The sequence below is a fragment of the Leptolyngbya sp. NK1-12 genome, assembly GCF_032598965.1.
GTDB lineage: Bacteria > Cyanobacteriota > Cyanobacteriia > Elainellales > Elainellaceae > Elainella.
On the sequence record NZ_CP053586.1, the window covers coordinates 6,062,144 to 6,085,063 of the forward strand.

19 protein-coding genes are annotated in these 22,920 nt (G+C 50.7%); 9 read left to right on the top strand and 10 right to left on the bottom strand.

The genetic code is table 11. From position 1 onward, the window contains the following. Together HJG54_RS26020 and dxr are read right to left on the bottom strand one after the other, a co-directional pair. Positions 1-453, bottom strand: a complete 453-nt coding sequence (locus HJG54_RS26020; RefSeq protein ID WP_316432134.1) for a DUF29 domain-containing protein — start codon at positions 451-453, stop codon at positions 1-3. Positions 454-519: 66 nt separating this feature from the next. Then, positions 520-1,704 (bottom strand): 1-deoxy-D-xylulose-5-phosphate reductoisomerase, encoded by a 1,185-nt coding sequence (dxr, locus tag HJG54_RS26025; RefSeq protein WP_316432136.1) that lies wholly within the window; start codon positions 1,702-1,704, stop codon positions 520-522. Positions 1,705-1,874: 170 nt separating this feature from the next. Here dxr and corA point away from each other — a divergent pair, with 170 nt between their 5' ends. From corA to HJG54_RS26040, 3 genes are all read left to right on the top strand, one after another. Further along, positions 1,875-3,077, top strand: a complete 1,203-nt coding sequence (gene corA / locus HJG54_RS26030) for a magnesium/cobalt transporter CorA (protein ID WP_316432138.1) — start codon at positions 1,875-1,877, stop codon at positions 3,075-3,077. A 163-nt stretch (positions 3,078-3,240) separates the two neighbouring features. Further along, positions 3,241-3,753 carry an adenine phosphoribosyltransferase gene (locus tag HJG54_RS26035; RefSeq protein WP_316432140.1) on the top strand — a complete coding sequence of 171 codons (513 nt, stop codon included), beginning with the start codon at positions 3,241-3,243 and terminating at the stop codon, positions 3,751-3,753. 67 nt (positions 3,754-3,820) lie between these two features. Next, complete coding sequence (locus HJG54_RS26040) at positions 3,821-4,885, top strand: ABC transporter permease (RefSeq protein ID WP_035999306.1); 1,065 nt, start codon at positions 3,821-3,823, stop codon at positions 4,883-4,885. Here the strand turns inward: HJG54_RS26040 and HJG54_RS26045 are convergent. Beyond that, the gene (locus tag HJG54_RS26045; protein WP_316432142.1) at positions 4,882-5,451 is read right to left on the bottom strand and encodes a Uma2 family endonuclease; all 570 of its coding nucleotides are present in this window, start codon (positions 5,449-5,451) and stop codon (positions 4,882-4,884) included. The two genes, HJG54_RS26040 and HJG54_RS26045, sit on opposite strands and share 4 nt — an antisense overlap. A gap of 312 nt (positions 5,452-5,763) precedes the next feature. Between HJG54_RS26045 and acpP the strand changes: the two genes are divergently transcribed. From acpP to HJG54_RS26065, 4 genes are all read left to right on the top strand, one after another. Next, on the top strand, positions 5,764-6,009 hold the full coding sequence (gene acpP / locus HJG54_RS26050; RefSeq protein ID WP_035999303.1) for an acyl carrier protein: 246 nt from the start codon (positions 5,764-5,766) through the stop codon (positions 6,007-6,009). Positions 6,010-6,170: 161 nt separating this feature from the next. Further along, positions 6,171-7,421, top strand: a complete 1,251-nt coding sequence (gene fabF, locus HJG54_RS26055; RefSeq protein ID WP_035999301.1) for a beta-ketoacyl-ACP synthase II — start codon at positions 6,171-6,173, stop codon at positions 7,419-7,421. Between the two features lie 13 nt (positions 7,422-7,434). Beyond that, the gene (locus tag HJG54_RS26060) at positions 7,435-8,574 is read left to right on the top strand and encodes a hypothetical protein (protein ID WP_316432143.1); all 1,140 of its coding nucleotides are present in this window, start codon (positions 7,435-7,437) and stop codon (positions 8,572-8,574) included. A gap of 449 nt (positions 8,575-9,023) precedes the next feature. Beyond that, positions 9,024-9,995 (top strand): NAD-dependent epimerase/dehydratase family protein, encoded by a 972-nt coding sequence (locus HJG54_RS26065; protein ID WP_316432144.1) that lies wholly within the window; start codon positions 9,024-9,026, stop codon positions 9,993-9,995. On the opposite strand, the gene HJG54_RS26070 is transcribed toward HJG54_RS26065, so the two are convergent. The 4 genes from HJG54_RS26070 to HJG54_RS26085 all read right to left on the bottom strand — a co-directional run bounded on the left by HJG54_RS26070 (position 9,992) and on the right by HJG54_RS26085 (position 15,216). Beyond that, positions 9,992-10,792 (bottom strand): ABC transporter ATP-binding protein, encoded by an 801-nt coding sequence (locus HJG54_RS26070; RefSeq protein ID WP_316432145.1) that lies wholly within the window; start codon positions 10,790-10,792, stop codon positions 9,992-9,994. The two genes, HJG54_RS26065 and HJG54_RS26070, sit on opposite strands and share 4 nt — an antisense overlap. 426 nt (positions 10,793-11,218) lie before the next feature. Continuing rightward, complete coding sequence (locus tag HJG54_RS26075) at positions 11,219-12,460, bottom strand: FtsX-like permease family protein (RefSeq protein ID WP_316432146.1); 1,242 nt, start codon at positions 12,458-12,460, stop codon at positions 11,219-11,221. 348 nt (positions 12,461-12,808) lie between these two features. After that, positions 12,809-14,353, bottom strand: a complete 1,545-nt coding sequence (locus tag HJG54_RS26080) for a mercuric reductase (RefSeq protein ID WP_316432147.1) — start codon at positions 14,351-14,353, stop codon at positions 12,809-12,811. Positions 14,354-14,427: 74 nt separating this feature from the next. Then, positions 14,428-15,216, bottom strand: a complete 789-nt coding sequence (locus HJG54_RS26085) for a TVP38/TMEM64 family protein (protein ID WP_316432148.1) — start codon at positions 15,214-15,216, stop codon at positions 14,428-14,430. Positions 15,217-15,512: 296 nt separating this feature from the next. Between HJG54_RS26085 and HJG54_RS26090 the strand changes: the two genes are divergently transcribed. After that, the gene (locus HJG54_RS26090) at positions 15,513-15,989 is read left to right on the top strand and encodes a CRR6 family NdhI maturation factor (protein WP_316432149.1); all 477 of its coding nucleotides are present in this window, start codon (positions 15,513-15,515) and stop codon (positions 15,987-15,989) included. Positions 15,990-16,191: 202 nt separating this feature from the next. On the opposite strand, the gene msrA is transcribed toward HJG54_RS26090, so the two are convergent. The 3 genes from msrA to HJG54_RS26105 all read right to left on the bottom strand — a co-directional run bounded on the left by msrA (position 16,192) and on the right by HJG54_RS26105 (position 21,417). Beyond that, positions 16,192-16,899: a peptide-methionine (S)-S-oxide reductase MsrA gene (msrA, locus tag HJG54_RS26095; protein WP_316432150.1), complete on the bottom strand. Its 708-nt coding sequence runs from the start codon at positions 16,897-16,899 to the stop codon at positions 16,192-16,194. Between the two features lie 119 nt (positions 16,900-17,018). Then, positions 17,019-17,513 (bottom strand): peptide-methionine (R)-S-oxide reductase MsrB, encoded by a 495-nt coding sequence (msrB, locus tag HJG54_RS26100; protein WP_316432151.1) that lies wholly within the window; start codon positions 17,511-17,513, stop codon positions 17,019-17,021. 196 nt (positions 17,514-17,709) lie between these two features. Further along, a complete protein-coding gene (locus HJG54_RS26105; RefSeq protein ID WP_316432152.1) occupies positions 17,710-21,417 on the bottom strand; it encodes an NB-ARC domain-containing protein in 3,708 nt (1,235 codons plus the stop codon). A gap of 1,015 nt (positions 21,418-22,432) precedes the next feature. Between HJG54_RS26105 and HJG54_RS26110 the strand changes: the two genes are divergently transcribed. After that, positions 22,433-22,783: a hypothetical protein gene (locus HJG54_RS26110; RefSeq protein ID WP_036007190.1), complete on the top strand. Its 351-nt coding sequence runs from the start codon at positions 22,433-22,435 to the stop codon at positions 22,781-22,783. The last annotated feature ends 137 nt before the right edge of the window (positions 22,784-22,920 follow it).

The following is a 22,920-nucleotide window of genomic DNA, read 5'->3' on the forward strand; positions in this document are numbered from 1 at the left end:
CTATGGCAGAAATTCAGGATCTAACACTTGGCTCGGCGTGTAGGGACAATCGAACGGAAAAGTTTCTAGCGGTAGTTCGGTCTCATCGGCAGCTTGAGCGCGGGCGCTAGCATAACATTCTGCCAACACGGCTTGAAAATAGGAATTTAAGCTGGGTGAATCTTTAAGATCATCCGCGATGCGGCGGCGGTGCTCCCGAATGCTGCCTCGCCAACTGCCGCTTCTCTGCTGGGGTTGGTAGTGCCACTTGAGCAAATGGAGCAGAACCACCACAAGATTATTCTTGAGGCTTTTCCGCTCCCGCTTGGACATATCAGCAATTTCCTCGATCAAGTTGTCCCAATCGACATTGGCATAGTCTTGGGCACGCAGTTGCTCGACTGTAGTTTCAACCCAGCGAACAAAATCAGTATTGTAAAGGTGTTTAGAGTCGATTGGCAGCTCAATGGACATCAGCCAGCCTCCCGGATTTGTGCCTGCAATTCATTGTAAGGGCCGAGAGTCAGGCGTTGATGAGATCTAGACAACCACTGGCTGATCAAGCTTGCTGTGGCTAGCCAACACCTCCTGCCGCGCCCAGCGATCGGCTTCTAGAATATCGTCGAGGGTCGGGCTAGAGAGATTATGAGTCGTGTGGCGTTCGCAGACCGTTTCGATCAGGCGAGGTATATCGAGGAAACCAATTTTTTTGTCTAGGAATAAAGCGACCACCTGTTCATTAGCGGCATTTAGGACAGCTGGCATGGTTCCCCCGGCGCGTCCGGCGGCGTAGGCCAACTTCATGCAGGGATATTTCTGGTGATCGGGTTCGCGGAAGGTGAGGCTACCGACTTTGACTAAATCTAACCGCTCCCAGCTAGTGGCAATCCGCTCTGGGTAGGAGAGGGCATAGAGCAAGGGCAGCCGCATATCCGCCCAGCCCAACTGCGCCAGCACCGAGGTGTCTTGCAGTTCAATCAAGGAATGGATAATGCTCTGTGGATGAATCACAATCTCGATCTGGTCGTAGTCTACGCCGAATAGAAAATGAGCTTCGATCACTTCCAAGCCTTTGTTCATCAGCGTAGCCGAGTCGATCGTGATTTTTTGGCCCATCGACCAGTTGGGATGCTTTAGCGCATCAGCCACCGTAACGGTAGCCAGCTTTTCGACCGGCAGATCTCGAAACGCTCCTCCAGAAGCTGTCAGCAAAATTCGCCGCAGCCCACCCGCTGGCACGCCCTGAAGGCACTGAAAAATGGCCGAATGCTCGGAGTCGGCAGGCAGTAGCTTCACGCCATGTTCCTGCAACAGCGGCAGCACCACCGGACCGCCCGCGATCAAGGTTTCTTTGTTGGCTAGGGCAATGTCTTTACCAGCTTGAATGGCGGCAATCGTTGGCAGCAGTCCAGCGCAGCCCACAATTCCTGTCACCACGGCTTGGGCATCACCATAGCGGGCCACTTCTACCACACCGGCTTCTCCGCCAAGCAGAATCGGCTGTGGATCGAGGTCGGCAATCGCTTCTTTCAGCAGAGGTAGCTGATCCGGGTTGCAAATCGCCACAATCTGGGGACGAAACTGCCGGACTTGCTGGGCTAGGAGTTGAACATTATTGCGTGCAGCTAGCCCCACAATTCGAAATTGATCGGGATACTGGGAAACAATATCGAGCGTTTGCGTTCCAATCGAGCCGGTTGAACCCAGCAGAGTAATTGCTTTCACAACTTTGATACCTCAAGCGTCTTGCCGACCATTCGCAGCAATTCCACTATAAAATGCCTGGGGATCAAAAATGATGTAGTTGGTTGATTAACCTGTTGATGGCATGAATTGAGTACAATCACGCTAACCCTCTTCCATGTCGAGCTAATACCAAGCATCCGAGTCAAGCCATGACCAACCGACCTTCCCGTACTGTCCCGAATGGGGATACGCCCCTAGCTGGACTGTCCCTGCAAAAATTGCCGTTCATCAACACCGACCCCGAAGAAGAAGACGAATACTTCGAGTATTTCTCGGATGAACCGGGCAGTATTCCTGGCACCCTCAGTATCGAAGCGGATGCCTCGCCGCCGGTAATTTTCTTGATTGATTACGATTCCAGCAAAGCGGTTCGGGTCAAGATCGATCAGCCAGAAGATTGCACTCCCTACCTCGATTCGGTTTCCGTTTCCTGGGTGGATGTGCAGGGGTTGGGCAACGAGGATGTGCTGCGGCGGATTGGGGAGGTGTTTGACTTGCATCCGCTGATGCTAGAAGACGTGGTGAATGTACCTCAGCGCCCCAAAATTGATGAATACGGCGACCAGGTGTTGTTGATTGCCCGCATGGTAACTCCGAAGGAAAACGGGCGTGGATTTGTGGCCGAACAGGTCAGCCTGATTTTGGGCAGACATTATTTGCTCACCGTACAGGAAGAGCCGGATTATGATTGCTTTGGCCCAGTGCGGGAACGAATTCGGCTCGCCAAGGGCACGATTCGGCAGCATGGGGCAGATTATCTGGCCTATGCCTTGATTGATGCCATTATTGACGGATTCTTCCCAGTTTTAGAAGAATATGGTGAAGCGCTGGAAGAACTGGAAAACGAAGTGGTCGAAAGTCCAACGCATCAGAGTTTGGAAAAAATCCACCGCATCCGGCGCGAGCTATTGGCCCTACGGCGGGCGATCTGGCCGCAGCGCGATGCGATTAACAGCCTGATTCGCGATTGCCATGATTTGATCAGCGACGAGGTGCGGGTCTATCTACGCGACTGTTACGACCATACGGTGCAGGTGATTGACATGGTGGAAACCTATCGAGAAGTCGCGTCTAGCTTGATGGATGTGTATGTTTCCTCGGTGGGCAACCGCATGAACGAGGTAATGAAGACTCTGACGATTGTTTCGACGATTTTTATTCCCCTTACTTTTATTGCCGGAGTTTATGGCATGAACTTCAACCCAGATGCCTCACCTTGGAATATGCCAGAGTTGGAATGGTACTGGGGCTATCCGGCCTGTTTATTGCTGATGCTGGGGGTTGGGCTGGCGTCCGTGCTGTACTTTAAGCGTCGCGGCTGGTTTGAAAACTTCTCTGGTATCAAAGATTAGCGGGTACAAGCAAGCCAGAACGTTAAAGCGTCTGTCTCCACCCTGCGGGAAACAAGCAACAGCAAAGCGGGGTGGGAAAGGAAAGCGCGTGAGCCGTAGGCGAACCATTAGACAAACCTGATAGGATGACTAGGACATTGCTACCCCTGTCAACTCCCCTGCTATGGACTTAAAGGCTCTAATTCGCGAAATTCCTGATTTTCCCAAACCTGGCATTTTGTTTCGAGATATTACGACCCTACTGCGCGATCCAGAAGGGCTACGTTACACCATCGATAGCATGGCCGAAAAATGCAGCGATCTAGCCCCTAATTACATCATTGGGATGGAATCTCGCGGCTTTATTTTTGGGGCACCTCTGGCCTACAAGCTAAATGCTGGCTTTGTACCCGTCCGCAAACCGGGCAAACTTCCGGCTGCTGTTCACGCCGCAGAATATGAGCTGGAATATGGCACCGATCGGCTGGAAATGCATCAGGATGCGCTGCATCCCGGCTGTCGTGCTCTGATTGTGGACGATTTGATTGCTACAGGTGGGACGGCTGCTGCTACCGCTAAACTGGTAGAACAAACGGGCTGTGAGTTAGTCGGATTCGGCTTTATCATCGAACTAAGCGGGTTAGAAGGCCGCAAAGCGCTGCCCGATCTGCCGGTGATTACCCTGGTCCAGTACTAGGGTAAACTTCCACCGAATTTTCCCAATACCAGTCTGTTCCAGTCAACTGTTGCTTCCGATTGCGCCTATGACTTCTACGCCAGATTTGTCAGTGCAGCAGCGTTTTCAAGCGTTGACCAGCAGACTGGTTGAATGGATCACTAGCGACACCTTTAGCTATATCGTCAAACGGCTAGCTCAGGCTTTGTTGACGCTGCTTTTAGCCTCAGCCCTCAGCTTTTTTATTATTCAGCTTGCTCCAGGGGATTACCTCGATAATTTGCGCCAGAATCCTCAGATTTCAGAGGAGACGATCAAACGGCTGCAAACTCAGTTTGGCTTAGATAAACCAATCATCGAGCAGTATTTTCTCTGGTTGCGGCAGGTGGTGACAAAGGGAGACTTTGGCGTCAGTTTTGCCTATGCCCAGCGACCTGTGACCGCCCTGCTGTGGGAGCGGGTACCGGCGACACTGCTGCTGTCGGTGGCTTCGCTGATTGTCACCTGGGCGATTGCCATTCCCCTTGGTATTCTGGGAGCCGTGCATCAAAACAAAGCCATCGACCGATTTCTGCGGGTAATTAGCTATTTAGGGCAGGGTTTCCCAACCCTGATTACGGGCTTGCTGCTGCTGTTTTTTGCCCAGCTCACGTCACCGCTGTTTCCGGTAGGTGGGATGACCAGTATCGATCATGCCGACCTCACCTGGTTTGGCAAAATTGTCGATATCCTCTGGCACATGATTCTGCCGACATTAGCCCTCAGCATTACGGGGTTCGCCGGATTGCAGCGGATTACACGCGGTGAACTGCTGGATGTGTTGCGGCAAGATTACATTCAAACCGCACGCGCCAAGGGGCTGCCGGAAAATCGAGTCATCTATGTCCACGCACTGCGAAATGCGGTCAATCCCCTGATTACGCTGTTGGGATTTGAGTTTGCCAGTCTGCTCAGCGGGGCGTTTATTACCGAGTACTACTTCAACTGGCCGGGGCTAGGACGGTTGATTCTGCAAGCGGTACAGGCACAAGACCTCTATTTGGTGATGGCAAGCCTGATGATGGGGGCGGTGATGCTGATCCTGGGCAATTTGTTGGCTGACTTGGCGCTGAAAGCAGTGGATCCTAGAATTAAGCTTTCAGAAATGAATTAAGCAGCCTCAGAAGGTGAGAAAAGCTGATTGAGTGGAATCGCAACATCCGGAAAGGCCACAGGCGCTAGGGTGGTGTTGGCTGCGAAAGTTGCTTGGTGCCGATGGCCGTTTTCAGCAGGGTCACGAAAAACAAGGATCTGGCGAGTATTCACATCTAGGATCCAGTAGTCTGGAATATCAGCCTTAGCATTGATCAATGCCTTTTGCTGCCGATCGCTGAGCAAGGTGGAATCGGCTACTTCGATGATTAAAAAAAATTCCTCAGGTCCGGGATGGCGATCTCCGTATTCGTTTGGGTCGATCCGAACCACTGCAATATCTGGCTCTGGTTCCGATTTGGGGCTGAGCGTTATGGGTAACTGCATCCGAACATAGGCAATGGGTTCTAATAAGCGATCGAGGTAGCGAAAGGCTCGTTGTGTCGTGGCGGCATGGGGAGGCAGGTGGGGATTCATTTCGATGATTTGTCCGTCCAGTAGCTCTACCCGATCGCTCGCTGTCAAGATTCCGGCTGCAATCATGCGGTGGTAGTCATCGACAGTCCATTGTTTAGTTCTAGTCAGCATTAGAACCATCTTTTGTCATCTGAACTTATGCCAAGCCTAACGGCTGGATTGCTTTAGTTTCAAGTTGTTAATCTCAAGTCGTTGTGGGTTGCGCCATCCGTTGCTCTAACTAGTCTAGGGGTTTTTGCCTATGCTCTAATTTTCTAACCGTTATTCCGAGTCTCGCTTTGCAGTAAGATGAAGAGATGCCCAATTGAACGATTTGCCAATCGGTTAAGCGCTCGATATAGCTCGATTTTGAGCTGAGACGTAAATTGGGATTTTGTGTTTATGATAGATAGCTGCTGCATCGAGGTGTAGGAAAAAACTGGTATGAGTCAAGAAGAGATTTACGATCGGGTTAAGAAAATTGTGGCGGAGCAGTTGAGCGTTGACCCCAACGAGGTGAAGCCAGAAGCTAGTTTCGCCAACGACTTGGGCGCAGATTCCCTGGATACGGTGGAATTGGTAATGGCGCTAGAAGAAGAATTTGACATCGAAATTCCAGATGAAGCAGCGGAGGGCATCGCCACGGTTCAGGCAGCGGTGGACTACATCCAAGACAAGGTAGCTGCCTAGCCTATCATCAGCGGTTAGATATGAGGGATTAGAGACTGAGATAGCTTTTCGACAATGCAATTTCCAACGCTTTCCGAATAGGCTTTCTCGTCCTAGTCCCTGTTTAACATTGATTTGACATCTTTGCTATTGTTCCGGGTGCGAAACCCTAGAAAGCCGTCATGACAAGTTCTGAGTTAAAGCGGGTTGTTGTTACTGGGCTGGGTGCAATCACGCCAATTGGCAATACCCTGGCCGAATACTGGGAAGGACTGATCAGCGGTCGCAACGGGATCGCTGAGATTACCCTATTTGACCCGTCTAAGCACGATTGCCGCATTGCTGGTGAGGTAAAGAATTTTGATCCTCATCTGTATCTAGAGCGCAAAGAAGCCAAGCGGATGGATCGGTTCGCGCAGTTCGGGGTGTCTGCTAGTAAGCAAGCCTTGGCTGATGCCGGATTCGTAATCAATGATCTGAACGCTGAGCAAGTTGGGGTGGTGATTGGCACGGGGATTGGCGGCCTCAAAGTAATGGAAGAGCAGCAGGAGATCTACCTGAATCGCGGCCCAGATCGCTGTAGCCCGTTCATGGTGCCGATGATGATTGCCAACATGGCAGCGGGTCTAACGGCGATTCACACTGGTGCTAAAGGTCCCAATAACTGTACCGTAACCGCCTGTGCAGCGGGTTCCAATGCGATTGGCGATGCTTTCCGGTTGGTGCAGCGGGGCTATGCTCAGGCCATGATTTGCGGCGGAACTGAAGCAGCGGTGACGCCCTTGTCATTGGCTGGATTTGCCGCCTGTAAGGCCCTCTCGACTCGCAATGACGATCCGGCCCATGCCTGCCGTCCCTTTGATATCAATCGCGATGGATTTGTGATGGGAGAAGGCGCTGGCATATTGATTCTGGAAGAACTGGAGCATGCCCTGAGTCGAGGTGCCAAAATCTACGCTGAAATTATCGGCTACGGCATGACCTGCGATGCCTATCACATGACCTCTCCGGTTCCGGGTGGGGAAGGGGCTGCCAGAGCGATTCAGTTGGCCTTGAAGGATGCGGGTGTTAGTCCTGAACAAGTCAGCTATATCAATGCCCACGGCACCAGTACCCCGGCTAACGACTCGACCGAAACCACAGCGATCAAAACGGCTTTAGGCGATCCTGCTTACAAGGTGGCGATCAGCTCCACCAAATCGATGACCGGCCATTTGCTGGGAGGTTCAGGTGGTATTGAAGCTGTGGCGACAGCAATGGCGGTTGCCAATGACCAAGTCCCGCCCACGATTAACCTGGAAAATCCCGATCCAGCCTGTGATTTGGACTATGTCCCCAACCAGAGTCGCAAGCAACCAGTCGAAGTGGCGCTGTCCAACTCGTTTGGGTTTGGCGGTCATAATGTAACGTTGGTGTTCAAAAAGTACCGCTAACCCTGGCTCTCCTATGGTCACTGTTTCCCAATCAGCCGTTGAAATTCGTGCTGTAAATACACCCGAAGACGCCGATCGGTTTCTCGATTTGCCGAATCGGATCTATGCCAACGACCCCAACTGGGTGCCGCCATTGCGTAGCAGCGTCGCTAAAACGTTTGCTGCCGATAATCCATTTTTTGAATATGGCCGGTTGCAGCAATTTTTGGCTTGGCGCGACCAAGAGGCAGTTGGGCGAATTGTGGCTGCCGTCAACGATCGGCTAATCGAACGGGAAGGCCAAAAGGTCGGCTTATTCGGCTACTTTGAGTGCATTGATGACTTTAGCGTGGCGCAAGCTCTGCTAGAAGCCGCCTGTGATTGGCTGCGGGAACAGGGGATGACGCTAGTGCGCGGCCCAATCAACCTCTCGACCCACAACGGCTGTTTGTTTTTGGTGGATGGCTTCGATACGCCGCCCATGGTGCTGATGCCCTACAATCCGCCCTACTATCCTCAGTTTGTTGAGCAAGCAGGCTGGCAGAAAGCTCAGGATGCCTATTCCTACAACTTTCCGCTCACAACTACCCTACCCGCAGAATTTGAAAAAGCCTATCGGATCGCCTGCAAAGCAGGAGTAACTTTCCGTCCGGTGCGAGCCAAGGGAGAAGGGTTTGAGGCAGACGCCCGCCAGATCTATCGGCTCACCACCCAGATGTTTGCCAACAACTACAGTGCCACACCGCGCACCGAGGAAGAGTTCCTGGAAGAGGCCCGCTCAATGCAGAGCCTGCTTGACCCCGATGTATTTCCGATTGCCGAGCACAACGGCCAAATGGTGGGTTACTGGATGGGACTGCCTGACCTCAATATTCCGCTTAAGCATGTGGGCGGCAAGCTGGATCTATGGGGTACGCTCAAGTTCCTCTGGTATCAGCGTCAAATCGACCAAGGACGGGTGGTGCTATTTTGTTCGCTGCCGGAATATCGCCGTAAAATGGTTCCCTTGGCCCTGATCTACCTGGGTATGCAGGGCGGCATCAAAAAAGGCAAACCCTATAAGCGCGCCGAACTAGGGCATGTGTTTGAAAGCAACTCAGCCTCGCGGAAACTAGTCGAAGCCGCAGGCGGAACGATTTATAAGACTTACCGAATCTATGAAAAGCAGGTTTGAGTTTTAAGTTGAAGTAATTAGGGTGCATGTATCTTGCCCGCAACTTGTCACTCAAACGGCGAGTAACTCAAACAGCGAGGCGTTTGTAGATGCTATACATTCGGTTGCGGACTCACGCAAAAGCAAGCTCAGTAGATCGCAAATCCTGTTGAGGTCCCCCCTAGCCCCCCTTACAAAATACAAAAGGGGGGACCGGGCCAACCGTGGTTGGAAGGCTCCCTTATTCTACACCGAAGGCGCATCCCCGCTGGGGTTTAGTGTTCGATCTGCTTAAGCTACAGAACTACGTGCTGTGCATAGGTTCCGCCACCAAAACTTAAAACTCAAAACTTAAAACTTAAAACTCAAAACTTAAAACTCAAAACTTAAAACTCAAAACTTAAAACTCAAAACTTAAAACTCAAAACTTAAAACTCAAAACTTAAAACTCAAAACTGTCAAAACTGCCTATGAAAGCACTTGTAACAGGCGCAAATGGTTTTACTGGCTCCCATCTGGTCAAACGGTTGGAACAGCGAGGCGATACGGTAGTGGCGCTGGTGAGAAAATCGAGTGACTTGTCGCGATTGGCGGGCACTAACGCTCAGTTGATTTACGGTGACATTACCGATCAACAGGCTCTAGAAACTGCAGTGGCTGGAGTAGATTGGGTGTTTCATACGGCGGCCTATGTGGAATTGGGCCTAGTTGATGCGGCACTGATGGAACGGGTGAATGTAGAAGGTACCCGGCAAGTGCTAGAAGCTGCCAAGGCAGCCGGGATTCGCAAAATGGTGTATTGCAGCACGATTGGCGTCTATGGCGACACCCAGGGGCGGGTTGTGGACGAGTCCTTCCAGCGGCAGCAAAAAGACTTCTCCTCGGCCTACGATTCAACTAAATACCAGGCGCAGCAGTTAGTCGATCGCTTTGCGGCTGATGGCCTGCCAGTGGTGAGTGTGATGCCGTCGGGAATTTTTGGCCCCGATGATCCCCACTTTGGCCCGGTGCTGAAAGCCTTTCTGAAAGGCCGATTAAAGCTCTGGGCGGGCGGCAGGCGCATTACCGGCATTGTGCATGTCGATGATTTAGTGGAAGCCATGCTGTTAGCCGCGGAAAAGGCTCCTCCTGGGTCGCACTACATCATTTCCGCCGGCGATATGAGCACGCGAGAAATGTTTGAGTTTCTCAGTCAAGAGACCGGCATACCTGTACCAAAGGAAGTGCCCGAACCACTGGTGCGCCTAGCTGGTCATCTTCTCGATCCGATTGGACGCCTGCTCTCCTGGCAGCCGCCCCTCAGTCGCGAGCGGGTGCACTATGTGTATGATCGCTGTGTTCGCGTCAGCGGCAACAAGGCCCGGAATGAATTGGGCTGGCAGCCCCGATCGGTGGAGCAAACCCTGCGCGATGTGGTAAGCGGAGTTTTGGAAGGAGCCTAGGCTCCTACAGTCGCTCCACCTAACCGCGTCGATTGCAACATGCCATCTTCGATATAAGCCACTCGGTCGGCTTCTTCGACAATCCGCGAGTCGTGCGTCACCATCACAACCGTGCGGCCCTGCTCTTTTGCTAAACGGCGCAATAGGGCCACTACCGCCTGACCACTGCGAGAATCGAGGGCGGCAGTTGGCTCGTCAGCCATGATGAAGTGAGGATCGCCAGCTAAGGCGCGGGCAATCGCCACTCGCTGCTTTTGGCCACCGGAGAGGTCGCGGGGCAGGTTGTTGGCTTTTCCTTCTAGTTCCACCTGCTCTAGCAGCCGCATCGCTTCTTGTCGAGCTGCCCGTCCCTTCACACCCTTCATTTCGATCGCCACCACGATATTCTCCAGGGCGGTCAATGCCGGAAACAAATTAAATTCCTGGAAGATGAAGCCGATGTTCTTCAAGCGAAAGCGAGCCAACTGAGAACGTGACATGCGGGTCAGATCCTGCCCCAGTAGACAAACACTGCCGGCCGTCGGGGTCAGAATACCTCCCAAAATTGACAGCAATGTAGTTTTACCGGAACCAGAGGGTCCCATCAGAAGCTGAATGTCGCCCCGGTATACGTCGAGGTCGATATTTTTGAGCGCCTGAAATCGCTGGGTTCCACTTTGGAAAACCATTTCCACCCCTCTGGCGACAATGGCTCTGGCCCCTGCCTTAATCGAGTCAACCGATGCATCAGCACCCTGATTCAAGACTGTATGGGATTCTGTTAGGTTGATTTGGAAGTTAATTGGCGTAGCAGTCATTGGTCGTATTGGGTAGGTAAATCTTTTCCGCTATGGAAACTTATGTTTGATGACCCTTACTTTATGCAGTATGCGAGTTTTTGATAGGGATGGTTGTTAATCTGGCACAGTCCTCAATCTGGCACAGCCTATCAATTGTGAGGTTTGAGGCCTTATCCTGAACCGGAGTTTGGCTCAGTTGTGCATCTGGCACATTACGAATCTGTCACAGAGGAGATGCCAATCCTCAGGGTAGATTCACCAGAGGCCAATCAAAATTCGGATGAAGTAACGAAATTGACGGCTCTTTTATCATTCTTTCAAAATTGCTGCTTTTTACACAGGCTGGAGATAAAGTATTCATGCTGTTTTGGCTCAACAGTTTTCTACAGACACCGAAAAATTACGGAGAACTCACATGGATTGGCACTGTTTAGATGCCATCAATTAGGACTTAAATACAATCGCTGGATCCACACGAGTAATCTTCTGAATGGCAAACATTGCTGACCCCACACACATAAAGATCGTCAACCCCAACACTCCAGCCGCCGTCAGCGGTGTGATCAAAATCATGATGCCTTGGGTTTGAAATGTCCAGGCTCCTAAACCCAGGCACAGCGCCAAGCTTGGTAGATAGCCCAGTAGGCCCATCCAAAGGGCCTGACGAATAATGATGCCGTAAACCACTTTGTCAGACACGCCCATTGCTTTGAGGGTAGCAAACTCTTTCATATGGTCAGAGACTGACGAATAGAGAATTTGTCCCACAATTACGACGCCGACAATCACACCGACGGTAGCGCCCAGCCCCAAAATAAAGCCAACCCCCGTGCGTCGCACCCAAAAGCTGCGCGTTCGGCTGGCCATTTCCGCCTGCGTTACGGCCAGCGTGCCCGGTAAGGCTTGCTCTAACCGCTGCTTCAACGCCTGTATATCCTCCCCCGGTTTTGCCCGCACCAAGATGTAACTAATGGGGTCGGTAGCCGAGAGGGGCGTTGGTTGCGACGAAGCCGGATTGGCATCGGGTGATTTTTGGTAGACGTTCGTGCAGCTAAACTCACCATTCTGTAAGCGGCAGTTCAGGCTAGCTGTTAAACCGCTGGTCGAAAAGGCTTTGGCGTTTTCAATTGAGGTGAATAAATAAGGACTGGATGTAATCGACTGGGAAGCTTGAGTTAGCCCCACCAGCTTTAGCCCCAAGGAGCCAAGCGTGGCCGTATCATTGACTTGCTGTATCCCTAAACTGTCTAAAGTGGACTCATCTACCATGACGGTAAAGGGCTGCTTTAAGTTGCTAACGCTGCCAGCAGTCATCCTAAAATCGCTGAAAAGCTGACCCTCTGGCTCAAACCCAAATACGCGCACCAGGTTAATTTCACCGCCTGGACTGCGCCAGGTGCCCCCTCCCATTACCAATGGCTCAACTCGCTCTACTCCAGGGACTCGCTGGGCTAAGTTCAAGTGCGAGGCCGGCATGGGCAGGGTGAGTTCGAGCTGGACCATATCCTGATTGGCCACCCAAATATCGGCATTGGCGTGGTCAACTAGCGTCCCTACTGAGCGAATGAAGCCACTCAAAACACCCGTTTGAATGGTGACCAGACTCACCGCAAACATGATGCCAGCCTGAGCCACCAAGAAGCGGGGAATGTCTTCGAACAAATTTCTACGCGCAATGGAAGACATGAACCTTGACCTTGAGCGAACAGTTTGCAGCAGTCAATCCTGGTAGAGCAAAACCAGCAGGAATTGGGGTTTCCAGCCGGTTTGGCGGAGAAAAACGGAGAGCTGTGGCTACAGTATCAGGCTTCTTGCCTATTCTGACAAGGTACAACAGCTGTGCCCTCCCTAAATCGGCTAGTCCGATCGGGTGAATTGCCTGAGCAGAGAAATTAAGCAGTGGATCAGAAGGTAGCATTACAGGAATTTCGATCACTCTAGGAAGTAGTCTACAAACTTGGCTCGGTCTGGAATTGTTTGCCAGTGTCGGTTCATGCAAATTTTGCAGTTAAAACTACCCAAAGCCGGTTGATCCTAGGAAAGTTTGGCCAAGAGGCCCAACAGAAACTGACTGCGCGGCGTCAGTAAGGTTCGACGGTAGGCATCTGCTGCCTTTTTAATTGCTTCGGCCTGGGTCGGGTAGGGATGAATCACTGTCGAGAGCTTACTCAACCCAATCTGATTCACAATCGCCGTAGTCACCTCGCTGATCATTTCTCCGGCATGGCGGGCTACAATCGTCGCGCCGAGGATTTTGTCGCTGCCCTCGCGATGCAGAATTTTCAGAAATCCCGTTTCCTCACCGTCGGCAATGGCCCGATCGATTTGGCTAAACGGAATGTGAATGGTTTTGACGGCAATTCCCTGCTGGCGAGCCTCCGACTCATACATGCCGACATGGGCTACTTCGGGATCGGTGTAGGTGACCCAGGGCATCACCAGACTGCTGAGTTTCGATTTACCGAGCCCAAACGGTGCAAACAGCGCATTCTTGATCACGATACGAGCAGCGGCATCGGCAGCATGGGTGAACTTCCAGTTCATACAAATATCGCCCGCAGCAAAGATTTTGGGATTGCTGGTTTGCAGATAATCATTCACCTTGACGCCTTTGGCATCGTAGGCCACGCCTGCCGCTTCCAGGTTCAGCCCCTCCACGTTGGCAGCACGCCCAGTACCGACCAGAATCTGATCCACCGCAATCGAATCGGGCTTACCGTCAGAGCTAAAGTGAATCACCTTGCCGGACTCGGTTTTTTCCACCCGCTGGAGTTGAGCGTTTAACACTAGCCGAATTCCTTCCTGCAAAAACGACTGCTGCACGATCTCAGCCGCGTCTGCATCTTCTTTATCCAGCAAATGGCCGCCTTTGTGGAACAAGATCACCTCAGACCCAAGTCGCTGAAACGCCTGAGCCAGCTCACAGCCAATCGGTCCGCCGCCAATTACCGCCAGCTTGGCAGGACGTTCAGTCAGGGAAAAGACGGTTTCGTTCGTCAGGTAGCCAGCCGCTTCCAGTCCTGCAATTTTGGGTTTAGCGGCCCGTGCGCCGGTGGCAATCACTGCCTTTTTGAAGCGAAGGATCTGCCCGCCAACCATGAGGCTGCGCTCGCTCTGAAATTCTCCCTGGCCCAAAAACACATCGATGCCCAGGTTTTGAAACCGCTCTGCCGAATCGTGATGGCTAATGCCCGCCCGCAATCGCCGCATCCGAGCCATGACTGCCGCGAAATCGATCTCAATGGTGTCGGGGGGCTTGATACCGAATGGTTCGGAATCTCGAATATCGGCTACCACTCGCGAGGAGCGAATCACACACTTAGACGGCACACAGCCGACATTTAAGCAATCGCCGCCCATCAGATGCCGTTCCACCAGGGCAATTTTCAATCCCAGCCCCAGTCCAGCTGCACCAGCAGCTACCACCAAGCCAGCCGTGCCTGCCCCAATCACAACCAGGTCATATTCGGCTTGGGGAGTGGGATTCGTCCAGTTGGGTGGATGTACATAAGAGACAAGAGTTTGGTTGTACTCGTCCATTGGCGGTACTAGAAACGGCTGAAAGGCTGACTGAGTCATGGCTCGAAACTCCGAAAGATTGAGATTTTGAACTAAAGTTTGGCGTCAGTAAATATCAGCTAGGCAAATATCAGCTAGGCATCATGCGGAACGCTGTCAGTCGTGGTTTGCTCAGAAACGCTGTCTAGAGCTTTGCGGGCAATTCGAGTCACATAGAGGGTTACGGCAACGGTCGCCACAAACCCAATCCCGCGCACCAGCCATTGCAATAGGGGGTTTGCTGCTTGCGTTTCGGTTCCCAGCATGGCAAGGCTGCCGGCCAGTGAGCCAATGTAGACATACAGCACTGTACCGGGCAACATGCCGATGCAGGCTAGGGCATAGTCCCGCAGCTTCACGCCGGTAATGCCGTAGGCATAGTTGAGCAGATTAAACGGAAACACCGGTGAAAGTCGAGTCAATAGCACAATTTTGAAGCCTTCCCGTCCGACGGCTTCGTCAATCGCTTTGAATTTAGGATTATTTTCAATCTTTTTCGCCACCCAATCACGGGCTAAATACCGACCGACCAGAAACGCCAGCACCGCGCCTAAACTAGCCCCAATCAGAACATAGAGCGATCCCTGGACCACGCCATATACAACTCCGGCTCCTAGAGTCAGCAACGACCCTGGGATGAAAGCCACGGTGGCAAGGGCATAGAGGACAACAAAGGCTACAACGCCAGCAATTCCCAACTGCTGGATCTGTTCCAGTGCTCGCTGGATCACTTCCTGGAGGTTCCAACCGCTGCTTTCTTGTAAGGTGGTGGCAAAGGCCGGCATGGTGCTGACGAGAAAGGATAAGCTGGCAATTCCGATAATTTTCAGGGATCTCAGAAGGCTAGAATAGCGAAGTCGTGTTGGTTGGATGGGCTGCGGCATGGCTTCTTTCCTCAGGGGTTGATTGAGTCGTCCCTGCATTCACTGTAGAGGCATTTCTATGCAACGGAATGATGCCTATGTGAGCTGTGCCTGAGGGTTTGCTGAGAATTGTTTTGTTTCTCAAATCCAAATCGAGCTGTGGGCAGAATGCTTGGATGAGAGAACGTGAGCAAGATGCTTGCACTAATCGCCCATACGCTACTCCAAGAGAATCTCGACCTCTAGCATCACCTAACCCAATGCTGAAAAGAACCCAATTGTCAGAGAATAAAAAAGGCGTGCACTTACTCCAGCCAATGACCACGACAATTACGCTCAATGCAGACGCAATCCATACGCTTGATCTTGCTCCGGCCCAAGCGGTGATTGAACCCTGGATCAAAGATGGCTCCGTTGCCAACCACGAGCAAGAAATTCGCTTCGTGATCGACTTTCCTCAAGAGCCGGAGGACCCGCGTGAGCTATCTGAAATTCCGGAAGTGCGGCTCTGGTTTGTGCGTCTAGATGCCAATTATCCCTGGCTGCCCTTTTTGCTGGATTGGGAAGCGCAGGAGTTGGGCCGTTACACCGCCATGCTGGTGCCCCATCAGTTCAGTTCCAGCGGTATTGAATTCAATCCAGAAGCATTGGAAATTTTCTTAATGCAAAAAATCTTTGTATTGGCGAACTGGATGCAGGAACAGGGCATTGCCAGCCGTACCAAACTCAAATTTATGGCGCAAATGTTGAGCTATGAACTGGATGACGGCTTTTTCGATCTGCTGAACATTTAAGCGACATGGATTGTAAGGGGTAAGCATTTGCGCTGGGGTTTCGATAAGGAATATGGCGATACATTCAAAACAATCCCTTATCCTGCCAGCAAGATCAACTGCACCCTAATGATCCATCCAGTAATCCATCAATCAGAATGAATTGCCTCAGTTTTCAGGATTCCGGGAAAAATTTCAGCTACTGCATTGTGGCAGCAATTCTCTATTCCTGATACAGTTCCGGAAACCGTTCCTGAAGTCGAACGATTTGAGGCAAGTCATGCAGGATCACATAGGGGTTGCGGGGATTACGCCTGATAAAATCCTGGTGGTAGTCTTCAGCCGCATAAAATCGGTCTAAGGGACTGAGCTGAGTTACAATCGGGCGATTGAAAACACGAGCTTGATTGAGTTGGTCGATATAGGCTTGGGCCACTTGCTTCTGCTCATCATTCGCGAAGAAGATGGCGGAGCGATACTGGGGTCCTGTGTCTGGTCCCTGTCGATTCAATTGGGTTGGATCATGTGCCACCGCAAAGTAAACCTTGAGAAGCTGACCATAGGTAATTTGCGATGGATTATAGGTGATTTTCACCGCTTCTGCATGGGCAGTTGTGCCAGCACTCACCTGTTCATAACGTGCAGACGCCGCACTGCCGCCCGCATAGCCTGTAACGACCTCAGACACACCTTTGAGATGCTCAAAAACGCCTTCCATCCCCCAGAAGCAACCGCCTGCAAAAACTGCCGTCTGTTCTTCCATCGTTGCAGCAGTTGCTATATCTGTAACAGGGTTGGGAAATGTTGCCGTAGTTGCTACATCAGCCGCAGCACCCAAATGGCTTGCACCATACATTAGAGCCGCAGCAGTCAGCGACAAAATCGAAAAGCGACGTACCAAGGAATTGGAAAGTACAATGCGTAGTGGCATAGATTCGAAGTTCTCCAGTGGTTCAACAATCGTGAATAGTCAGTGAATTTCAGTTTTTCAGAGAGCTTGATGACAACAACGTTGCCAATTTATTGAGCAATAGATTATTGAGCAATAGATTATTGGGCAACAAATTTAAGAGCGACGCCGTTTATACAGTAGCGTTCTCCAGTGGGTGCGGGACCATCATCAAATACATGTCCTAAATGTCCACCACAGCGTCGGCAATGAACTTCAGTGCGTGTCATCAAAAAGGAATGATCGACAGAGGTGCGGATAGCATTGTCAATCGGTGCATAGAAGCTGGGCCAACCGGTTCCACTATCAAATTTGGTATCAGAAGAGAACAGTGGCAGGTCACAGCCAGCACAATGGTAGATGCCTTGGGCAAACTGTTTATCCAGTGGACTGCTAAATCGCAGTTCGGTACCGTGTTGTCGCAAAACGTTAAACTGATCGGGTGATAGGATTCTGCGCCATTCTGCTTCTGTTTTAACAATTTCAAATCCGCTTTCTGACGCTGTCTGAGCCTCTGACTTCGAAGAGAGATAACGAGATAGGGCCATCACACCCACAATAGCCGTGCCGGTTTGTAGAAGATAGCGTTTTTTCATAATTCCAACCCTTGATTCAGTATCAGATTCGGTTTCACAGCGACCGATCCTCCTAGAGTTCACCTCTCTAAGTTAGGCAACAATTGTGAAACCTAGCTGAGTTTTGCATAAGGAATGATCGAGGCTGCAAGAATTGATCTTGTTTCCTACCCCAAAACAAGGCTTCACTAACCCTAAAATAAGCTGTTTGAGCAACTCAATGAAAATGTGGATCTGCCTCTGAGGCACCGAGTGCTTTTAGGGTTGCTCTTTGTGCTTCGGTCAGCCCTGTAGCCCTAGTAATGGTCATTCCTTCATAGGGACGAGGAGTTTGCATGCTGTGGATACAGGTTCCAGTTGTGGTATCCCAAAATTTGATCGTCTCGTCATAGCTGATGCTAATCAGCAGTTCGCTAGCATCGGTCTCGGAGAGCAGAGCCAAATCAGTTTGATTTTGTAGATCAACAGTTGGGAAAAAGATGATACTCGTGACGATGCCAGTGTGCCCTGCAAATGTCCGAACACATTCACCTGTTTCCAAATCCCATAGTTTTATGGTTTGATCAAAACTACTGCTTGCTAAATAATGCCTATCTGCACTGAGGGCGAGGGAGACAATTGCCGCTTGATGACCAGTCAATGTGCGGAGGCATTGCCCAGTCTTGATGTCCCAGAACTTGATGGTTTGGTCAAAGCTGCCGCTAATCAACTGTTGGTTTTGTGCCCAGAAAAGAACAGACCAGACCGTACCCTGGTGTCCTTCCAGCGTTCTTAAACAAGTACCTGTCGCACTATCCCAAATTTTGATAGTTTGGTCAAAACCACCGCTAATTAAAGTTCGTTCATCGGGGCTAAAGATAGTTCTAACAACAGCAGCTTTATGTTCTTGCAATGTTTCAATGCATTTACCGGTTTGAGTATCCCAGAGCTTGACTAAACCGTCAACGCTGCTGCTAACTAACCGTTTCCCATCTGGGCTGAACGTCACTGTCCAAACCCAGCTTGTATGACCCCGTAAGGTGTTGAGGCACTGTCCAGTTTGCCAGTTCCAGAGTTTTACAGTGCGATCGCCGCTGCTGCTAGCGAGGAGGGGTTGAGCTAGAGATTGGGGTGCAAACGCTACTGACCAAACCCGGTGCGTGTGTCCTCGCAAAGTTCTGAGAATTTCGCCAGTCTGGATATCCCAGAGTTGAATCGTTTCATCTTCGTGACCGCTGGCGAGCAGATGCTGTGTTGTATGAGCCGCCAAGCAAAGGATGCCGTTGGTATGGCCTTTCCAAGTTTTGCTACATCTGCCGGTATGGATATCCCAGACGCGAACCGCATGATCATCGCCACCGCTAGCTAGGGATTGTCCATCTGGACTGAACGTGACCCACCAAACGCGATTACTATGTCCTTGTATTGTACGGGTACATTCACCCGAAGAAATCTGCCAAAGTTTAATTGTCTGATCGTAGCTGGAACTGACAAGCTGCTGGCTGGCTGGACTAAAGGCAACAGCAGTAACTGTGTCTTGATGGCCCTGCAAGGTTTTGAGGCATTGTCCTGTTTCAATCTGCCAGAGTTTGATCGTGCGATCGGTACTGCCGCTGGCGATCCATTTGCCGTCAGGACTAAAGGCCACGGATTTGATCCAATCAGTATGGCCTATCCAAGTTTGCTCGCAAATGCCAGTTGCTACATTCCACAGCTTCAGCGTTTGGTCAACAGAGCCACTGACAAGGGTTTGACCATCAGGACTAAAGGCAATCGACCAGACCCAGCCTTGGTGACCTTCCAGAGTGGCAATACAGGAGGCAGCACTCGGCTCGCTGACTTGCCATAGCTTAATCGTGCCATCTTCACTACCGCTTGCCAAAAGCTGTCCGTTTGGGCTGAAAGCTACCATATGCACGCTGCTGGTGTGCCCCGATAATACCCGTAGACATTTACCTGTTTCTACATTCCATAATTTGATGTAGGTATCATCGCTGCAACTAGCTAGTAGATTGGGCTGGGTTGGATTAAACGCAACCGACCATACCCAAGGAGCACGTCCTTCTGTTAGCGCTACGAGCCGCTGTCCGGTGCCGACCTGCCAAACTTGGATGCCGCCATTACTGTCAGAGGTAGCAAGCAGGGTACCATCTAGACTAAAAGCTGTAGCTAAAATGCCGCCAAAGGTTTCGGCAAAAATAGATTTGCTTAGATCCGCCTGAGTGAAGTTGACGTGGTGTAGATTTAGATTGGAGAGGTCAGCCTGCCAGATTTTGAGTCGGGAGAAGTCGGCTCCGGTTAAGTCAATGCGTAGATGGGCCAATAGGTTGATCAGGTTGCCAGCAGCGTAATTGGATGCATTCGTCTGCCGGATATGAGACAGTAGATGATTGACTCGTTCTAGCAACTCCTGAGGACTGAACTGAATGCTAATCTGCTGAGCAATGGGTTCTAGGATCAGGCGAGCTTGGCTATCTCGAATGTAGTCCTTAGCACTGGCTTTGAGCAGGGCGTAGTTTTTGAGAAACGCAAATGGGTGAGGTTCTGTCGCTGAATGGGTTTTAGTATCCAAAATCTCCTGGCAAATTCCCTCGATCAACTGCTCAGTCATGTACTCCATGATCACCGGTTGCTGCGTAAACCCGTCGTCGCTTTTTTCAATTAAAGAGCGCCAGTATAGGGATTCCACTGCCTCTAGTAGGCGACTCATGGGCACAAAGGGTGCTAAATCAGCTTGCAATTCCTGTACCGTCACTGCTTCCCGGTTGATCGCAATCCAGTACATAATTTTGGTTTCCAGTTCCGAAAGGCGATTGATTTGCTGCTGCAATAAATTCCGCACGCCATTGAACACGGTGGTTTGCTGTTGCAGAAAGGTATCAATCCTGCCCCCACAGAGGTCCTGAATCGACGTGGCCGTGATCATCAAAGCCAAAGGATTGCCCTGATAGGACTGCACCAAACTAGTCACCTGCGCAGCAGAGCCTGATAGCCCTTTGGCCTGTAATAACCGCGCCGCATCAGCTTGCGGTAAGCCCGCTAAATTGAGGACGCGCACGGGCATATTCTCGCCTTGTAAAGCTGCCACAACCGTTGGTTTCTCTCGGCTAGTGAGCACCAAACTGCTTTGGTGTTGCCCCTGACCGATGCGTTGCAGCAGTTCGCGATAGCCTTCGTAGCCTTGCCGATAGGTACCCGTTTGCTGACCCGCTTGAAACAGGGCCTCGTAGTTGTCGAGAATCAGCAGGCAGCGATTGGCGCGGAGGGCATCCATCAAATAGGCAAGTTGGGTGGTTTCGGTGACCGGCAGGGTAGAGTCTGGATCTGGAGCCAAAAACTGAATTAGCGTCGTTAATAGTTCAGTCAGAGGAGGGGCGTCTCGCAGCGAGCGCCAGATCACTCGCTCAAAGCGGAACTGCACCTGCTGAGCTAGCTTTACCGACAGTGCCGTCTTTCCCATGCCGCCCATGCCTAAAATTGTGGCTAAGCGACAGTGGTTTTGCAGCAGCCAATACTTTAGCGTAGCTAGTTCGGTTTCTCGGCCCAGAAAGCTGGACACATTGATCGCTTCTCCCCAGTCGATGCGACGGCTTGAATCGGTAGAAATTTCTGGCAGGATGGATTGTTCTTGCTGAGCCTCTGCCTGATTAGCCTCTGCCTGATTAGCCTCTGCCTGTTGGGCCTGTGCTTGTTGGGCCTCTGCGTATTGGGCTAGAACAGTCGGAAAATTAATTTTGGTGACTTTGGTACCACAGGCTTGGGAAAGCAACTGCCACAGCTTCGCGCCTTCGTCCTTCAGGTAGGCCGGATCGTATCCAAAGGCTACCCCCATTTCAATGTAGGATTTGCCTTCCCAGGCTTGCCGGAAGATGATGTTCTGAACTTTTGTTAAACGTTGGTGATTTAAAGCTTGGGTAACAACGGCTAGTGCCTCTTCGAGGATCATGGTGAGAAGTTGAACGGAAGGTGCAAGGATTACAGCAGTTCTAATTTAACAGCTCCTAGAGTCTATAGCTTTTTCCACTCTGGTAAGGTACGAGGGATGTGGAGGCGAAGCCCCCCACAGGGGGACGACCCCTGCACCCCATTTTTTATACTTTATTAGCCTGGAAAAGGCTGTATATTTGCTGTGTATTCTAAGAAATATTGCTGTGAAGAGACACAAGCAGTGTGCTGCCCTCTTAACACTAAGCTGCCGATAACCCAAAACCGGAATAGAGCGGCTTTCATACAAGGAGAAGGATTCGATGCTAGAGAATGTTCAAGGTTCCAACTAGAGCTGTCAAGACTGCTACTCAAAAAGTAACCTTACAGAGAGATTTAGATTTGTGCTGAATAACAAGTCGATTTTTGTCAAGGTCCAAAATAGAGATTGTTGGAGAGATCATCATAGATCATGATAAAGATTGGTCTGGCAGGATTTGGAAAGTAGGCCGCTTAGAACAGTCTTCAAATATTTGAATATAAAGAATATAAATCTAAGAATATGAACAGCTAGTGTGATATGGGCTACATTTACTTCATGCGCTTATTTCACTGGTTATTGCATGATAAGGCTACGTGAAAAGTAATACTAGCTTTTACCTAATCTCTAACTATAGCCGCCACAACAGCTAGGACAAAGATACAGTTAGAACAGAGATATTGTTGTGGGCCGCTTCGTGCGCCCACAATAATGTCCTATCTCTTTTGGCAAACACTATAGATTGATTTTGCGTTGTAAAAGTATGAGTTTTACAGTTCAGAGCATTTCAAAAAGTCCCTCTTGGTTACGTGGCAAGCTACAACTTTTGCTAGAGGAGAGTGGGTTTGTTTATCGCTACGTTTATATCTGGATTCAAAAACTCATACGTTTACTAAAGTCTAGATTGGCTGCCTACTTTTCATAGCTGAATCTATACTTTGAAGCTGATGTATGCGTTGCTGAATTCGAGCGATCAAAAGAAATGGAGACTTAAGTGATGCTGAATTTGATTTCTGGAGCAGTAGCTCGTATCGGTTCTTTCCTAAATGGATTCCAAGTCAAGCGATTTTTAGCAGTAGCTCTGATTGGGTTTGTAGTATTAACTGCGAATGTTAGCAATGATCGGGGTGCTCAAGCGATCAAGAACAAGGTTGACGAAGCGATTCACCAAAATGACTCGGATCGGCCTAAAACTGTAGGCGAATGGAAGCAGGAAGCGCGTGAAACCGAAGGTGCTCCGGGTGAGCGTTTGCAACGAATTGCCAAAGAAAGCAAAGAAGCTGTAAAAGATTGGGCCAAACTCTATCCCGACACGGCTGAAAGAAGCGCTCAAGCTGCCCAAGACTAAACTAAAAAAGGCAGCCCCTATCCTGACAGGCTCGATCCAGGAAGATTTTCAATCGAGCCTCAATAAACCTCAAAGTTTACAGCAAGCTTGGATGTTGCGGTTGGGCAATTTGCGTTAAGTTGAAGAAAGCCCGACTC

Coding starts and splice junctions, on each gene's coding strand:
- HJG54_RS26020 (WP_316432134.1), bottom strand. CDS start 453: ATGTCCATTGAGCTGCCAATCGACTCTAAACACCTTTACAATACTGAT.
- corA (WP_316432138.1), top strand. CDS start 1,875: ATGACCAACCGACCTTCCCGTACTGTCCCGAATGGGGATACGCCCCTA.
- HJG54_RS26035 (WP_316432140.1), top strand. CDS start 3,241: ATGGACTTAAAGGCTCTAATTCGCGAAATTCCTGATTTTCCCAAACCT.
- HJG54_RS26040 (WP_035999306.1), top strand. CDS start 3,821: ATGACTTCTACGCCAGATTTGTCAGTGCAGCAGCGTTTTCAAGCGTTG.
- HJG54_RS26045 (WP_316432142.1), bottom strand. CDS start 5,451: ATGCTGACTAGAACTAAACAATGGACTGTCGATGACTACCACCGCATG.
- acpP (WP_035999303.1), top strand. CDS start 5,764: ATGAGTCAAGAAGAGATTTACGATCGGGTTAAGAAAATTGTGGCGGAG.
- fabF (WP_035999301.1), top strand. CDS start 6,171: ATGACAAGTTCTGAGTTAAAGCGGGTTGTTGTTACTGGGCTGGGTGCA.
- HJG54_RS26060 (WP_316432143.1), top strand. CDS start 7,435: ATGGTCACTGTTTCCCAATCAGCCGTTGAAATTCGTGCTGTAAATACA.
- HJG54_RS26065 (WP_316432144.1), top strand. CDS start 9,024: ATGAAAGCACTTGTAACAGGCGCAAATGGTTTTACTGGCTCCCATCTG.
- HJG54_RS26070 (WP_316432145.1), bottom strand. CDS start 10,792: ATGACTGCTACGCCAATTAACTTCCAAATCAACCTAACAGAATCCCAT.
- HJG54_RS26075 (WP_316432146.1), bottom strand. CDS start 12,460: ATGTCTTCCATTGCGCGTAGAAATTTGTTCGAAGACATTCCCCGCTTC.
- HJG54_RS26080 (WP_316432147.1), bottom strand. CDS start 14,353: ATGACTCAGTCAGCCTTTCAGCCGTTTCTAGTACCGCCAATGGACGAG.
- HJG54_RS26085 (WP_316432148.1), bottom strand. CDS start 15,216: ATGCCGCAGCCCATCCAACCAACACGACTTCGCTATTCTAGCCTTCTG.
- HJG54_RS26090 (WP_316432149.1), top strand. CDS start 15,513: ATGACCACGACAATTACGCTCAATGCAGACGCAATCCATACGCTTGAT.
- msrA (WP_316432150.1), bottom strand. CDS start 16,899: ATGCCACTACGCATTGTACTTTCCAATTCCTTGGTACGTCGCTTTTCG.
- msrB (WP_316432151.1), bottom strand. CDS start 17,513: ATGAAAAAACGCTATCTTCTACAAACCGGCACGGCTATTGTGGGTGTG.
- HJG54_RS26105 (WP_316432152.1), bottom strand. CDS start 21,417: ATGATCCTCGAAGAGGCACTAGCCGTTGTTACCCAAGCTTTAAATCAC.
- HJG54_RS26110 (WP_036007190.1), top strand. CDS start 22,433: ATGCTGAATTTGATTTCTGGAGCAGTAGCTCGTATCGGTTCTTTCCTA.